The 13,986-nt window shown below is 44.6% G+C and carries 15 protein-coding genes; 13 read left to right on the top strand and 2 right to left on the bottom strand.

Going from position 1 to position 13,986, the window contains the following annotated elements:
* Window positions 1–40: 40 nt before the first annotated feature.
* The 4 genes from Q1A23_RS14785 (at window position 41) to Q1A23_RS14770 (ending at window position 3,982) form a co-directional block, all read left to right on the top strand.
* Window positions 41–469, top strand: a complete 429-nt coding sequence (locus tag Q1A23_RS14785) for a DUF6438 domain-containing protein (protein WP_299824656.1) — start codon at window positions 41–43, stop codon at window positions 467–469.
* 291 nt (window positions 470–760) lie between these two features.
* Window positions 761–1,246, top strand: coding sequence for a YsnF/AvaK domain-containing protein (locus tag Q1A23_RS14780; RefSeq protein ID WP_299824654.1), 486 nt, complete (start codon window positions 761–763; stop codon window positions 1,244–1,246).
* 43 nt (window positions 1,247–1,289) lie between these two features.
* Window positions 1,290–2,156 (top strand): YsnF/AvaK domain-containing protein, encoded by an 867-nt coding sequence (locus Q1A23_RS14775; RefSeq protein WP_299824652.1) that lies wholly within the window; start codon window positions 1,290–1,292, stop codon window positions 2,154–2,156.
* A 182-nt stretch (window positions 2,157–2,338) separates the two neighbouring features.
* Window positions 2,339–3,982 carry a beta-N-acetylhexosaminidase gene (locus tag Q1A23_RS14770; protein ID WP_299824651.1) on the top strand — a complete coding sequence of 548 codons (1,644 nt, stop codon included), beginning with the start codon at window positions 2,339–2,341 and terminating at the stop codon, window positions 3,980–3,982.
* A gap of 85 nt (window positions 3,983–4,067) precedes the next feature.
* Here the strand turns inward: Q1A23_RS14770 and Q1A23_RS14765 are convergent, their stop codons facing one another.
* Window positions 4,068–5,723 (bottom strand): ABC transporter substrate-binding protein, encoded by a 1,656-nt coding sequence (locus tag Q1A23_RS14765; protein WP_299824649.1) that lies wholly within the window; start codon window positions 5,721–5,723, stop codon window positions 4,068–4,070.
* Window positions 5,724–5,806: 83 nt separating this feature from the next.
* On the opposite strand from Q1A23_RS14765, the gene Q1A23_RS14760 reads away from it, so the two are divergent.
* The 9 genes from Q1A23_RS14760 (at window position 5,807) to Q1A23_RS14720 (ending at window position 13,148) form a co-directional block, all read left to right on the top strand.
* A complete protein-coding gene (locus Q1A23_RS14760) occupies window positions 5,807–6,487 on the top strand; it encodes a metal-dependent hydrolase (protein WP_299824647.1) in 681 nt (226 codons plus the stop codon).
* A gap of 7 nt (window positions 6,488–6,494) precedes the next feature.
* On the top strand, window positions 6,495–7,277 hold the full coding sequence (locus Q1A23_RS14755) for an AAA family ATPase (RefSeq protein ID WP_299824645.1): 783 nt from the start codon (window positions 6,495–6,497) through the stop codon (window positions 7,275–7,277).
* A 14-nt stretch (window positions 7,278–7,291) separates the two neighbouring features.
* Complete coding sequence (locus tag Q1A23_RS14750) at window positions 7,292–8,209, top strand: ParB/RepB/Spo0J family partition protein (RefSeq protein WP_299824644.1); 918 nt, start codon at window positions 7,292–7,294, stop codon at window positions 8,207–8,209.
* A gap of 5 nt (window positions 8,210–8,214) precedes the next feature.
* Window positions 8,215–8,877 (top strand): DUF5683 domain-containing protein, encoded by a 663-nt coding sequence (locus Q1A23_RS14745; RefSeq protein ID WP_299824642.1) that lies wholly within the window; start codon window positions 8,215–8,217, stop codon window positions 8,875–8,877.
* The gene (gene dapB / locus Q1A23_RS14740; protein ID WP_299824640.1) at window positions 8,874–9,590 is read left to right on the top strand and encodes a 4-hydroxy-tetrahydrodipicolinate reductase; all 717 of its coding nucleotides are present in this window, start codon (window positions 8,874–8,876) and stop codon (window positions 9,588–9,590) included. The genes Q1A23_RS14745 and dapB overlap by 4 nt, the downstream gene beginning before the upstream one ends.
* A gap of 15 nt (window positions 9,591–9,605) precedes the next feature.
* Window positions 9,606–10,706, top strand: a complete 1,101-nt coding sequence (gene lepB, locus Q1A23_RS14735) for a signal peptidase I (protein ID WP_299824637.1) — start codon at window positions 9,606–9,608, stop codon at window positions 10,704–10,706.
* Between the two features lie 147 nt (window positions 10,707–10,853).
* Complete coding sequence (locus Q1A23_RS14730; protein ID WP_299824635.1) at window positions 10,854–11,876, top strand: polysaccharide deacetylase family protein; 1,023 nt, start codon at window positions 10,854–10,856, stop codon at window positions 11,874–11,876.
* Window positions 11,873–12,631 carry a class I SAM-dependent methyltransferase gene (locus Q1A23_RS14725; RefSeq protein ID WP_299824634.1) on the top strand — a complete coding sequence of 253 codons (759 nt, stop codon included), beginning with the start codon at window positions 11,873–11,875 and terminating at the stop codon, window positions 12,629–12,631. The genes Q1A23_RS14730 and Q1A23_RS14725 overlap by 4 nt, the downstream gene beginning before the upstream one ends.
* Before the next feature lie 139 nt (window positions 12,632–12,770).
* Entirely contained in the window at window positions 12,771–13,148 is a 378-nt protein-coding gene (locus Q1A23_RS14720; RefSeq protein WP_299824632.1) for a DUF1622 domain-containing protein, read from the top strand.
* Window positions 13,149–13,612: 464 nt separating this feature from the next.
* On the opposite strand, the gene arsC is transcribed toward Q1A23_RS14720, so the two are convergent.
* Window positions 13,613–13,951, bottom strand: a complete 339-nt coding sequence (gene arsC / locus Q1A23_RS14715) for an arsenate reductase (glutaredoxin) (RefSeq protein WP_299824630.1) — start codon at window positions 13,949–13,951, stop codon at window positions 13,613–13,615.
* Window positions 13,952–13,986: the final 35 nt, after the last annotated feature.

Below are 13,986 nucleotides of genomic sequence, written 5' to 3'. Positions count from 1 at the left end.
ACTATCACTCCTGATGGTTTGCTTGTTTACAAACAGTTGTATGAACAAAGTTGCTTGCCAAATAGATAAAAGCATAACGCCCGTGCCGCTGCTGCTGTACCAGAAAACTCCTTGTTATGGTTCCTGCCCTGCTTATGAAGCTACTGTAATGCAGAATGGCAGCATTACGTTTATAGGCTGGGAAAATGTACCCATCGTTAACACAGTACAGCTTTGCCTGCCGAAACCTGACCTTGACAAGCTGAAGGAGGAATTAGCTCAATTGGACTACCCTTCTCTCAAGAGCAGCTACCTTACCGAGTGGACGGACAGACCCACTACCTATATTACCTTCTACCAAAACGGCAAAGAAACAAAGCGCATTAAACATCAGGATGGAGGTCCTGATAATCTGGCTGCATTTCTTGAATCCATACATCTTAAGGTAATGCGGCTGGTAAACCAACATGTACAAAAATCAGGAAATTAGTCTGCTATTTGGCTTATCATGTTTTTTTATACGGTGCGGATATTAGGCTTAAAAATATCCTACTACAGCTGCTTTCTCAGATTATTTGATATTTTGTTCCCTTTTATAAACCTTAAGTTCACTAACGCTTCCCCCCTAATTACCAAATAAACCCTCCAAATATTGTACTTAAACAACAAAACATATTGCATGCTTTATTAACAATCACACCTACTCAGCGTAAAAGAAAGAGAACAATAAATAAACCTATCCTAAAAAAGGTATATTTATATATCATAAATCTCATTTCTAATGAATAGTAATAAAAATAAAGTACAATCTTCAGAGTTTGACGAAAAGCTAAAGGAGAGTATAAACAGCCAATCCAAAATTGAACACTCTCCTGCACAGAAGGATGAAGTAATTCCTATTATAAAAGAGGAAGTGCGGGTGGATGTACAATCCGTAGAGAAAAGCCGTGTGAAAATATCCAAAGAGGTACATGAAGATGATTTAACCATTGATGTTCCCACAGTACATGATGAAGTGGACGTGCAGCGTGTGCCTAAAAACATCTCTATAGATGCATTGCCCAAAGTACGCCATGAAGGGGATACCATGATCATACCTGTTGTAAAAGAGGAAGTGGTCGTGCAAAAGCAGCTTATACTTGTAGAAGAGATCAGGGTAACAAAAAAACGAGTGGAGGAACACCATCCGCAACACATAAAGCTCCGAAAAGAGGAAGTGAAAGTAGACAGGATAAATAAGGACTTTAATAATCAACCGATGGCTTGATGTACAAGCCGTGTATTAATTTGTAACTAAAAGACAGAAGACTATGAGACAGACAGTAATTGGAATTTTTGATTATGGTGTAGACGCGCAAATGGCCGCGCAGGAACTTGAAAAAAACGGAATTCCAAGTAGCAGTATTGATATAGCTGTAAGAGGTGCCAGAGATAAAACAGGTGCACCAAATCAAAATAAACCGAATCCGACTCATCCTGGTGCCAGCGCGTCAACTAACACAGCGGGCGGTAACATAAACAGTCAAAAAGATAACGACTTTTTCAACTCGCTGTTCGATAACCGCGACGAGTCAAGCAAATATTACGAAGCAGCAAGACAAGGCTCTATTGTAACAGTACACACGAACTCAAGTGACCAGGCTAAAAAAGCAGCTGAACTATTGGATAAATGTGGTGCCGTGGATGTGGACGAACGAACCGCACAGAATAGAGGCATGGCAGGCTCTAGTAAAGGAAACTGGACAGGGGCCGGCTCTAAATCATCGATTCCGATTGTTGAGGAAAAGATGCAGGTAGGCAAAAGAGAGGTAGAAACAGGCGGTGTGCGCATGAGAAGCCGCATAATAGAACGCCCGGTAGAAGAAAAACTGCGCCTGCGCGAAGAGCATGTAAACGTGGAGAGAAGACCTGTTAACAGACCTGCCAGTGAACGGGATTTTGCCAGCTTTAAAGAAGGGGAGACAACTATTTCTGAAAGAGCGGAGGTGCCTATTGTAAATAAAGAAGCCCGCGTTGTGGAAGAAGTCAGGTTAAACAAAAACGTTGAACAGCACGATGAGACAGTTCGTGGCACAGAGCGTAAAACAGATGTTGAGATTGACAGAATGAATCCTAAAAACGAAGGAAAAGATCTGAACAGAAGAGACCAGGGCAACGACCCGAACAGAAAATTATAGAAATAAAATAAGCCAATTTAAAGGGGGAGCAGCTAGTTAAAGGCTGCTCCCCCTTTTTCGCGTTTATGCCAGCAGCAACTGAAAAGAAGCCTTTCGGACGAAGGGGTTTGTTAATGATTGGTTTATTTTGAGGGTGCTTTAATTTGAAATAACTAATTTTAGCTACACAACAAATTTGCATTATGAAGTATACTTACTCCCTCTGCTTGCTGCTAGGTTTTGTGCTGTTCTCCTTTACTGCAAAAGCCCAGCTAGCCGCTCACCTCATACCAAAGCCTCAACAGGTAACGGCACTACAACAAAAGCCTGTATCGCTAACAGCTAAAAGCACTATTCACTACGAGCCGGCTTTTGCCAGCCAGGCAACTTACTTACAAGAGCTGTTAAAAGCACAGACAGGCCTTACGCTTACTTTAGCGCCATTGTCTGCGGGCAAAGCTGTAAACGGTGGCATCGTGCTGCGTAAAGATGCTAAAACCGCCACCCGTAAGGAAATGTACGTGCTGGAGTCCGGAAACAACACCGTTATACTTAAAGCTCAGGATGTAAACGGAGTAGTATATGGTATACAGACATTGCTGCAACTGCTGCCTCTGCAAAAGGTTACTCAGGTACAGGTAGAGCCGGTTAAAATTGTTGATTACCCCCAGTTTGCGTACAGGGGAATGCACCTTGATGTCGTGCGCCATACTTTTCCGCTGGAGTTCATCAAGAAGTACATTGATTACCTGGCCTTCCACAAGTTTAACAATTTCCATTGGCACCTGACCGATGATCAGGGATGGCGCATTGAAATCAAAAGCTATCCGAAACTAAACACTATTGGCTCCTACCGCGACTCTACGCTTATCGGGCACTTTTTTGATAAGCCTGTGCGCTACAACCCCAAGCGCTACGGCGGTTACTTTACCCAGGAAGAAGTGAAGGAAGTTATAAAGTATGCGCAAGTGCGCGGCATTAACATTATCCCTGAAATTGACATACCAGGCCACAGCCGCGCAACAATTGCCGCCTACCCTGCCTTTAGCACCCACCCCGACACTACCTGGAATGTAGCTTATACCTGGGGTATGTACAACCGCCAGAACAATGTGCTGGCCCCACGCCCTGAAACATTCAAATTCCTGAAAACAGTTTTCGAGGAAGTAGCCGACCTTTTCCCATCACCATACATACACATCGGCGGCGACGAAACGAGCAAAATGTGGTGGAAAGCAAGCCCGCAGGCACAGGAGTTCATCAAAAAGCATAACCTAAAAGACGAAAAAGGACTGCAGACATATTTTGTAGAGCAGGTGGCAGGCTACCTGGCCAAAAAGAACAAAAAGATCATAGGCTGGCACGAGATTATGGAAGGTGAACTGGATACGACAACCATTGTGATGAATTGGGCCAACGACAAAAAAGGCATCGAAGCTGCCATGCGCAAACACCCTGTAATCATGACGCCAAGCCACCCGCTATACTTTAACCAGTACCAGTCTAAAACCAAAGCTGACAGTCTGCAGATACCTGGTTATAGCCCTTTAGATGCCGTTTACAATTACAAGCCGATACCTGATGCGTTAGTGGGCAAACCTGAGGAAAAGTATATCATGGGGGCCCAGGGCAACGTCTGGACGGAGTACATACCGACAGTCAAACAGGTAGAATATATGATCTTCCCGCGGATGACGGCCCTGAGTGAGGCATTGTGGTCTAATCCTAAGCATAAAAATTTCGAGGATTTTAAGAGAAGACTTGAGAAAACAGCAGTACCAAGGTATAAAAGCTGGAATACGAATTATTTTAAAGATTACGCTAACTGGACACTCCAGAACAAATAGCAAGTATAAAATACAAAAGCGAGCGGCCGGAAGTATAAACTCCCGGCCGCTCGCTTTTAACCCCTCGCCTGGTGTGAACCAAGGATTACAATTTCTGTACCCGTTCCAGGTTCAGCGTGTTCATGGGGTTTGCTTTAAGGCCTTTTATGTTGTTTTGGGTAAGCCTGATCACTTCATCATAGAACAGCACAATCACCGGGCTCTCCTCCACTACTATCCTATCCATCTGCTGGTAAAGCGACCAGCGCCTCTGTATATCCCGCTCCAGTTTTGCCTGCTCATACAATCTGTCAAACTCAGCGTTTTTGAAGTGCGTTTTGTTTGGACCTGCCGGTGAGAAGTTTTTGCTGTAGAACAACGACAGGTAATTTTCAGCATCCGGATAATCGCCCAACCACGACTTCATGAAGAACGGCGCGCGGCCATTGTCAACTGTTTCCTGGTGTGCCGGGGCCTGGTTGATATCGATCTGTACTTTGGCTCCTACCTCTGCCCATTTCTTTTGCATGTACTCTGCCAGCTCTTTGTGCTCTGCCACCGTGCTCAGGCGCATCTGCAAAGGGTTCTTGCTACTGAAACCAGCGGCCTGCAGTAATTCCCTTGCCTTCTGAGAATCGTAGCTATAGCCGGGCACTTGCTGCTCACTAAAAGACGGCAAAGATGTTGGCACCATACCTGAGTGACCTGGAACACCAATGTTATTACGAAAATATGCGATCATTTCCTTCTTGTTTATAGCGTAATTCAGCGCCTGGCGCACACGCTTGTCTTTCAAAGCAGGATTCTGCTCCTTCAGGTTAGTGGGGTCTAGTTGAAAACCGATGTACTCTGTATTTAAGTATGGTACTTTTTGAACCGTAAACGCTTCTTTAAAATCATCCTGTATGGTACCGTCGTTGTTCAGGATAAGGTCGCGGGAGCCTTCTTTAATCCCTGAAAGGAAATCCAGTTTGCCCTGCATAAAGGTTAAGAACTCAGACTTTTTATCGGTGATAAAAGAAACCTGCACCGCATCTAAGTATGGCAGTTGCTTGCCCTGTTCGTCCCTTTTCCAGTAGTTTGGATTTCTGTGCATCACGATGGCGTTGCCTTCGTCCCAAAGCTTAAACTGGAATGGCCCTGTACCTACAGGGTTTGCCCGAAAGTCTTTGCCATACTTTGCCACGGCCTCCTGCGGCACCACAAACGCATAGGGCATTGTTAATATCTCCAGAAAGGCAATAAAGGGTTCGTTTAAGTATACTTTAAAAGTAGAGTCGTTCACGGCCAGGAAAGCTGTGTCCGAAATAGCGCCAGAGGCATCTGTTAAAACCTTATCATTAAACACCCAGGCGCCGGTACTCGCCGTGGCAGGATCCACGATGCGCTTAAAGCTATACTCAAAATCTTTAGCCTTTACTTTACGTCCCTTGCCGCCTTTAAATACTTCGCTGTCATGGAAGTACACATCATCTCTTAAATAAAAGGTATAACTTCTGCCATCTTCCGACACCTCCCAGCTTTTAGCAATAGCGGGCCCGGTCTTAAGCTCCTGGTCAAGCTCCACCAGCCCATTATACAGCTGCGTAGAGGCCCATATGTTAGCCTGGTTACGGGCAAAAGCAGGGTCAAGGGAGCTAAGGGCCTCCGGCTGGTTATACCTGAAAACCTTCTTTCCTGATGCACTTTTATCGGCCTCGGAGCAGGATAAAAATGTTAGTAAAAACGTGGATAAAAAAAGGGTGAGAGTTCTGAAATGCATCAATCTTTGTGGCTAAAAAAATGTATCTTTGTGCAAGTTTAAGGTATATTGCGTTAATAGTTCAGCACTAAATTAATCAGATTATGAAAATAACGTACTACGGACAATCTTGCTTCTTATTCGAAATCGGAGAAAACCGCGTTTTATTTGACCCGTTCATCTCCCCTAACGAGCTGGCCTCAAGTATAAACGTAGACGATATAAAGGCTGACTACATCCTGCTATCGCATGGCCACCAGGACCACGTGCACGATGCAGAACAAATTGCTAAGAACAATAACAGTACCATAGTAGCCAACTTCGAGATTGTTACCTGGTATGGCAACAAAGGTATTGAGAAGCTGCACCCGATGAATACTGGTGGTAAAGTAACACTACCATTCGGAACAGTTAAAATGGTGAATGCCATACACTCCAGCTCATTGCCAGACGGATCTTACGGCGGAAGCGCAGCGGGTTTTGTGGTAGAAACGGAAGACAAGACGTTCTATTTTGCCGGCGATACTGCCTTAACTTACGACATGAAGCTTATACCAGAGCAGTTTGACGTTGACTTCGCAGTACTGCCCATCGGCGATAACTTTACAATGGACATACATGATGCTATGCTTGCCGCTGATTTTGTGCAGGTGGATAAGGTGATAGGCATGCATTATGATACCTTCCCTTACATACAGATTGACCATGAGGAGGTGCAGGAGGTAGCTAAAATGGCTGACAAAGAACTTATTTTGATGGAAATAGGTCAAACGATTAACCTATAATTTTAGAATGGGAAAAATAATTGCAGTTGCAAACCAGAAAGGTGGCGTGGGTAAAACTACTACGGCTATAAACCTTGCCGCCAGTTTAGCAGCTTTAGAATATAAAACGCTTTTAGTTGACGCAGACCCGCAGGCAAACGCCACATCGGGCCTAGGTTTTGACCCTGCCACCATTACTACCAGCATTTACGAGTGCATGGTAGAGGACGTAAAGGTAGAGGATATCATACTGCAGTCGCCGAACATCGAGTTTCTGGACCTGATTCCGTCACACATTGACTTAGTTGGTGCCGAAGTGGAGATGATTGATCTTCCGAACCGCGAAGAGAAAATGCGCGAAGTGCTTAAGCCTCTAAAGGAAAAGTATGATTACATCATTATCGACTGCTCTCCTTCGCTGGGTTTAATCACGGTAAATTCGCTTACAGCCGCGGACTCTGTAGTGATTCCGGTGCAATGCGAGTATTTTGCACTAGAGGGTTTAGGTAAGCTCCTGAACACTATCAAGATCATACAGTCGCGCCTGAACACAGAGCTGGCCATTGAAGGTATACTTTTAACGATGTATGACGTGCGCCTGCGCCTGAGCAACCAGGTGGTAGAAGAGGTGAAAACGCACTTCCAGCAGATGGTTTTTGATACGATCATTCCTAGAAACGTGAAGTTGAGCGAGTCGCCAAGCTTTGGTATACCTGCCCTTTTGCACGATGCAGAAAGCAAAGGAGCATTAAGTTACCTGAACCTGGCGCGTGAGATTGCAGAGAAGAACAGCGTCGTGCTGGCGAAATAACACATTACGATTACATGTCCGACAACAAGAATTCAGCAGCAAAACGCAAAGGCGGCCTCGGCAGAGGTCTGGGCTCTCTCCTGGAGGGCAACAAGTATACTGGAAAAACCGAGTCATCATCCACCGCTAACGAAGTTAATACTATCGCAGATATAGCCATTAGCCAGATACAGACCAACCCCTACCAGCCCCGCACGCACTTTGACCAGGCGGCGTTGGAAGAATTGGCAGAATCTATCAAGATACAGGGCATCATTCAGCCCATTACCGTTCGCCAGCTGGACCAGAACACCTACCAGCTTATTTCTGGTGAGCGCCGTTACCAGGCTTCTAAAATAGCAGGCCTTGAGGTAATACCTGCCTACATCCGTAAAGCCGACGACCAGCAGATGCTGGAAATGGCCTTGATCGAGAACATCCAGCGTGAAAACCTGAATGCCATCGAGATTGCCCTCTCCTACCAGCGCCTTTTAACAGAGTGCAGCTTAAAGCAGGAAGAGTTGGGAGATCGTGTAGGTAAAAAACGTACTACCGTTACAAACTACCTGCGCCTGCTTAAACTTCCGCCCGATATTCAGATTGCGCTGCGTGATAACCTGATCAGTATGGGCCATGCACGTGCGCTCATCAACATTGATACTATTGAGCAGCAGCTGGACGTTTTCAAGGAGGTTGTAGCGAAAGAACTATCGGTACGAAAGGTTGAAGAGCTGGTACGTAACTTACAGAATGCCAATAAAAAACCAGACCCGCAGCAGCAGCTACAGTTTAATAAGTATGAAAGCGAACTGAAAACTGTGGAGTCTAAACTAACGTCGCAGTTCGGCACTAAAATTCAGGTTAAGGCAAACAACGAAGGAAAAGGCGAAATCAAAATTCCTTTTGTATCAGTTGATGAATTGAACCGTATTTTAGAGATACTAAACTACTAAGGTTAATGAAGCTAAGATTTGGAGCTGCAGCATTCCTGTTAAGTATACTTTTATACTTCTCACCTGCTAAGGGAGTGGGCCAGGTCGTAACTGCGGGACAGGATTCGGTGCCTGTAGCTGTGGCTGTTCCGGATACAGCGCAGAAACGCTTTTTCCTGAGCACCTGGGACAAGCCTGCCAAAGCAGCTTTATACTCAGCGATCATACCCGGTGCCGGCCAAGTTTACAACAAAGCTTACTGGAAAGTACCCATTATCTACGCCACAGGAGCAGTATTAGGCTACTTCCTGATTGACAACAACAACAAGTACCAGGATTTCAGGGAAGCGTTGAATTTACGTAACCGCGATTCTAGTGATGTATATGTAAACGACCGTATCTATGGCGTTTACAACTTAAATAATAATGGTGTGCTTACGCAGCGTGGTACAGAAAACCTGCGCTACAGCCGCGACTTCTACCGCCGTAACCGCGACCTTACCATACTGCTTTCTGTGCTGGCCTATGGCTTAAACATAGCAGAGGCTTACGTACACGCACACCTTAAAGACTTTGACGTTAGTGATGACCTTTCACTACGCGTTCAGCCGGATATATTGCCTGTTAAAGGTTACCAAAACAACATGGTGCCCGGGCTAACGCTGGTTTTATACACAAATAAAAAATGAAGATACTACTGATTGGCTATGGCAAGATGGGTAAAACCATTGAGCAGATGGCTGAGGCGAAAGGCCACACGATTGTTGGCAAAATAGACCATACTAACGCTGAAGAACTACAGCATTATACTTCAGCCAACACCGACGTAGCCATAGAATTCACACATCCTGAGGCAGCTTTTGGAAATATATCTTACTGCTTTACAAATGGCATTCCGGTTGTTTCGGGTTCTACGGGTTGGTTGGATAAGTTTGACGAGGCAAAACAGCTTTGCGAGCAAAACAAAGGCACTTTCTTTTATGCCTCAAACTATAGTGTGGGCGTAAACCTGTTCTTCCACTTTAACGAGTATATTGCCAGCAAAATGCAGGAGTACAAAGCGTACGAAGTGGCCATAAAAGAAATACACCACCTGCAGAAAGTAGACAAGCCTAGCGGTACCGGTATTACGGCAGCAGAAGGCATTTTGGCCAGCTATAAGAATTTAACAGGCTGGGTTGCTGATAATCCGGAAGAAAAAACTAAATTAAACATTGCTTCGGAGCGTGAGCCTGATGTTGTAGGTACACACATAGTTACCTATAGCTCAGAAGTAGACCAGATAGAGCTCGGACATATTGCCCACAGCCGTGCTGGTTTTGCCGAAGGCGCTGTAATGGCTTCTGAGTGGCTGGTAGGCCGCCAGGGCGTTTACGGCATGAAAGACATGCTGAACCTGTAACCATCATACTAACTGATGAACGTAAAATTCTGGGAGAAAAAACCTGTAACAAAGGAGCCTAAAAAGAAAAAAAGCTTTGCCCGCGAATGGGGTGATGCCATCCTTTTTGCCGTTATCGCTGCCAGCTTGATTCGCTGGGCAACCTTTGAGGCCTATACCATCCCTACCCCATCCATGGAGAAATCATTGCTTGTCGGTGATTTCCTGTTTGTAAGCAAGTTGCACTACGGCCCGCGCACACCAATTACCCCGCTGCAGGTACCACTTACGCACCAAACCATTTGGGGTACAAACATTCCATCTTACTCCGATGCTATCCAGTTAAAGTCTTACCGCTTACCAGGTTTCTCTGAAGTACAGCGTGGCGATGTAGTGGTTTTTAATTACCCACCGGAAGAAGAGCACCCTGCCGACCTGCGTACCAATTACATCAAGCGCTGCATAGGTATAGCCGGCGATACAATATCTATTCGTGATATGCAGGTGTACATTGATGGCAAAGCCATGGATAACCCGGAGCAAATGCAGCATAAATACTTTCTTTCCACGGATAACATCCTGAACGAGAAGTTTTTCCTAGACCGTGATATTACAGATGTTACGCGCTGGCAAGGCGGTTATATTATCGATACCTCCGAGGAGAAAGCAAAAGAACTATCCGGGCTTGGCTTTGTAAAAGAAACGATGCTGCTGAAGGACATACCGGGCAAAGGCGACCCGGAAGTATTCCCGCATGTGCCTAGCAAGTATGACTGGAATAAAGACAATTTTGGCCCGTTATACATACCTGAAGAAGGAGCCACAGTTGCCATAAACGAAAATACGCTTCCGCTTTACGAGCGCGTTATCTTAAAGTATGAGCACAACGACAATGCAGAGGTACGCGAAGGCAAGCTGTACATTGATGGCAAAGAAGTAACCTCGTATACTTTTAAGCAGGATTATTACTTTATGATGGGCGATAACAGACACAACTCTCTTGATTCACGTTACTGGGGCTTTGTACCAGCCGATCATATTGTTGGTAAAGCTGTGATGATCTGGATGTCTACAGACCCGAATGGTAGCTTCCTGAACAGAATTCGCTGGAGCCGCATCTTCGATATCATCGACTAAGATTATACTTCTAAACTTTAAAAGCCAGGCCTTGCAGCCTGGCTTTTTGTTTTATCTTAGAGCCTCCCCTATACTTTAGTCAAAATAAATTTGATAGCTTTAGGGTATACTTATTTTGTTTTTTGCTGGCACCTGCGCGTTAAAATCATGAAAAAGAACCTCCGGGCTCTATTCGGTAATTTCCATACCTATACTTCTATAGGCATGCTGCTTCGGCTTACACAGCAAAACATACTTTTGCCTTTTTACCACAGCATATCCGACCATCACTTAGCGCATATTAGTAACCTTTACCAGATGCGCAGTAGCAGCCTTTTTATAAAAGACCTTGAGTTTTACCTTCAACATTATAAGCCAATATCACTACATGAACTAAACCAGCTTGTTGCAAGCGGTGAGAAACCGGCAAAACCTGTATTCCATGTAACGTTTGATGATGGTTTAAGAGAGCTTTATACTGTAGTGGCCCCTATCCTGGAGCAGAAAGGCATACCGGCTACCATCTTTATCAATACCGGTTTCATCGATAACACGCAATTATTCTATCGTTATAAAGTAAGCTTGCTGGTGGAGGCACTTCAAAGTATAAAAAGTACCCAGGCACAAAAGCAATTAGCGGATACATTAGGCATAAAGCCAGCAGGTAAAGAAGCTATAAAACTGCAACTGCTGCAGCTTGGCTATAACGACCAGGCAACTATACATATGGTTGCCAACTTACTGGAGGTTGATTTTGATGCGTATTTAAAAGAAAAGCAGCCCTACCTGACTTCCCCTGAAATTAAAAGGCTAATGGCAAAAGGCTTTACTTTTGGTTCGCATAGTATAGACCACCCCCACTTTAACAGCATTAGCTTTGATGAGCAAAAAAGGCAGGTAAACCAAAGCTTTGAGACCATGAAAACTTTACTTGGTATTAGAGATAAATACTTTTCTTTTCCTTTTGGCGACGACGGTGTTAGTTTAGAATTTATGCGCTGGCTTCAGGAGGAGGCAAATTGCAGCCTTACTTTTGGAATATCTGGGTTTAAAAGCGATTTTAGCCCTACCCATTTGCACCGGATACCCATGGAAGGCACGTTGAAAGAGGCTGATAACCTGGTAAAATCGGAATACCTGTATTACATGGCCAAAGCAGCAGTCAAAAAAAACACCATCCAGCGGAAATGATCAAGTCTATCTACAAAAGTATAGTACCTGAGGGGCTAAGAGTAAGCTTACGCCAGGACCTGCAAAAGCTTATTGCTCCCTTCTACTTTGGCAATCGGTTTTACTGCAACTGCTGCGACAAAAGCTTTAGGGCATTTTTACCGAAAGGCAACATTAAACGCGAGCACGCGGCTTGCCCTTATTGCGGCTCCCTGGAAAGAACCCGCTTGCTGTACTTTTATCTACAAAACGAAGTGCAGGCATTCAGCAGGCCTTTAAAGGTACTCCACTTTGCCCCAGAAGCATGCTTGTATGCCATGTTCAAAAAACTGAACATCGAATATGTAGATGCTGATATCAACCCTGCCCTGGCCCATCATGTTATCGATATTACCTCAATTCCTTACAAAGACCACTACTTCGATCTGATTATCTGCTCTCATGTGCTCGGCCATGTACCCGACGAAGAAAAGGCTATACAGGAACTTAAAAGAGTTTTAAAACCAAATGGTGTTGCGCTTATAGTAACGCTTATAAACCCTGAGCTGCGCGTTACCTTAGAAGATGCCACGGTTATAATTCCTGCTGAAAGGCTGCAGCGATATGGTGAGTCAGATTTATGCAGGCTGCATGGTTCAGACTTCGGGGAAAGGCTCGAAAAGCAGGGGTTTTCCGTAGAGAAAATAGATTACCGGCAAGCACTACCTGACACCCTGGTCCAAAGATGCAGGTTGGGCAACGGACAAAGAGAGCTGATATTTAAATGCACCCATTAGCCTCCACCGCAGCTAAGTATAACTACACCAAAGCAAACACATAGCTAGTGCAACCCGGTTGTGCCCAGGCAACCCCTTTTAAGAAGTGCCGTTCAAACAGGTTAAACAATTTAACTGCACAGATAGGCGAAACCGGCTAGTGGAATATATCAGATATTACATCGAAATCATCGCCCAGGCAATAGAGGCAATTGGTGTTGGCATTATAGCCTTCGGAGCCGTTATTGCGCTGATAAGGTTTTTCTTCCCGGTATGGAATTCCAAGATCAAATCATATAAACAACTACGCCAGGATTTGGGTAAAGCGATACTTCTTGGCCTGGAAATATTAGTTGCTGCCGATATCATTGCTACTGTTGTTACAGAACCAACCATGGATCGTGTACAAACGCTGGGGCTTATAGTACTTATCAGGACATTCCTGAGCCTTTCGCTGCAGGTAGAACTTGAAGGCAAGTTTCCATGGCAATCCTATAAAGCTCCTGACACCTCTGATCATCTGGAACCCGGACCTTAGGCACTTCCCTGCTGTGTGGCACTACAATCCATTAATGGCTTCCTTGCCTTTCTATCCACTTTTATTCAATCTACAAAATGCCTGGAACAGGCATACACAAGTATAATTTTTAGATCATTATACTTGTGCTTCCCTTGTTCCGACTTCATGAGGCCAAGGATTTATATTGATTCAAAATGTGCTATATTTGGTATAGGCAATCCTAAACAATGGTACTCCACACATAGTGTAACTAAACGTATGTTTTCGTTTAGCTGGTAGTTACGTTAAGCTTTCTAACCAAGTATAGAATGGGCGTAATCAGACTTATATTGTCTTTGCTGATTCTAACTCAGACAACAGCTTACTCTCAGATTAACTATGATAAGATCAAGCAAAAAAGGTTAGAACCAATCTCTAGATTGTTTGTAGTGATGCGTATATGGAGGTGCGGGTACAAATCTTACCTACAAGCCTGGTTATACTTATAGAATGCTTAGCACATTCTCCGGAGGGCGGCCAAGAACTGCTTTATTATCTTTTACTACAATCGGGCGCTCAATTAATACAGGGTTTTCAGTCATTACTGTAATCCACTCCTCGTTGGTAAGCTGCTGGCCTTTATACTTGTCTTTGTAAAGCTGTTCGCCTTTCCGAAGCAGTTGTTCTGGTTGCAGGTTAAGCATTTGCAGCAAGTCTCTTAAATCAGATGCAGTTGGCGGTGTTTTGAGATATTCAACAACTTCGGGCTGGTGCCCTGCATTTTGCAACAGTTCTAACGTTTGGCGGCTTTTGCTGCACCGTGGGTTATGGTAAATTTTCATGGTTGCTGTGCTATGATGTCAAGTCTAAATTACAA

It is taken from the genome of uncultured Pontibacter sp., from assembly GCF_947492645.1.
Classification (GTDB): Bacteria; Bacteroidota; Bacteroidia; order Cytophagales; family Hymenobacteraceae; genus Pontibacter.
Note: the sequence above shows the minus strand (reverse complement) of the source record. Positions and strands in the feature narration are given on the sequence as shown.

Excerpts from the sequence above, each read along its gene's own strand:
- arsC (WP_299824630.1), bottom strand. The coding sequence starts at position 13,951 with ATGAAAATTTACCATAACCCACGGTGCAGCAAAAGCCGCCAAACGTTA.
- lepB (WP_299824637.1), top strand. The coding sequence starts at position 9,606 with ATGAACGTAAAATTCTGGGAGAAAAAACCTGTAACAAAGGAGCCTAAA.
- Q1A23_RS14755 (WP_299824645.1), top strand. The coding sequence starts at position 6,495 with ATGGGAAAAATAATTGCAGTTGCAAACCAGAAAGGTGGCGTGGGTAAA.
- dapB (WP_299824640.1), top strand. The coding sequence starts at position 8,874 with ATGAAGATACTACTGATTGGCTATGGCAAGATGGGTAAAACCATTGAG.
- Q1A23_RS14770 (WP_299824651.1), top strand. The coding sequence starts at position 2,339 with ATGAAGTATACTTACTCCCTCTGCTTGCTGCTAGGTTTTGTGCTGTTC.
- Q1A23_RS14730 (WP_299824635.1), top strand. The coding sequence starts at position 10,854 with ATGAAAAAGAACCTCCGGGCTCTATTCGGTAATTTCCATACCTATACT.
- Q1A23_RS14765 (WP_299824649.1), bottom strand. The coding sequence starts at position 5,723 with ATGCATTTCAGAACTCTCACCCTTTTTTTATCCACGTTTTTACTAACA.
- Q1A23_RS14775 (WP_299824652.1), top strand. The coding sequence starts at position 1,290 with ATGAGACAGACAGTAATTGGAATTTTTGATTATGGTGTAGACGCGCAA.
- Q1A23_RS14760 (WP_299824647.1), top strand. The coding sequence starts at position 5,807 with ATGAAAATAACGTACTACGGACAATCTTGCTTCTTATTCGAAATCGGA.
- Q1A23_RS14745 (WP_299824642.1), top strand. The coding sequence starts at position 8,215 with ATGAAGCTAAGATTTGGAGCTGCAGCATTCCTGTTAAGTATACTTTTA.
- Q1A23_RS14750 (WP_299824644.1), top strand. The coding sequence starts at position 7,292 with ATGTCCGACAACAAGAATTCAGCAGCAAAACGCAAAGGCGGCCTCGGC.
- Q1A23_RS14785 (WP_299824656.1), top strand. The coding sequence starts at position 41 with ATGAACAAAGTTGCTTGCCAAATAGATAAAAGCATAACGCCCGTGCCG.
- Q1A23_RS14780 (WP_299824654.1), top strand. The coding sequence starts at position 761 with ATGAATAGTAATAAAAATAAAGTACAATCTTCAGAGTTTGACGAAAAG.
- Q1A23_RS14725 (WP_299824634.1), top strand. The coding sequence starts at position 11,873 with ATGATCAAGTCTATCTACAAAAGTATAGTACCTGAGGGGCTAAGAGTA.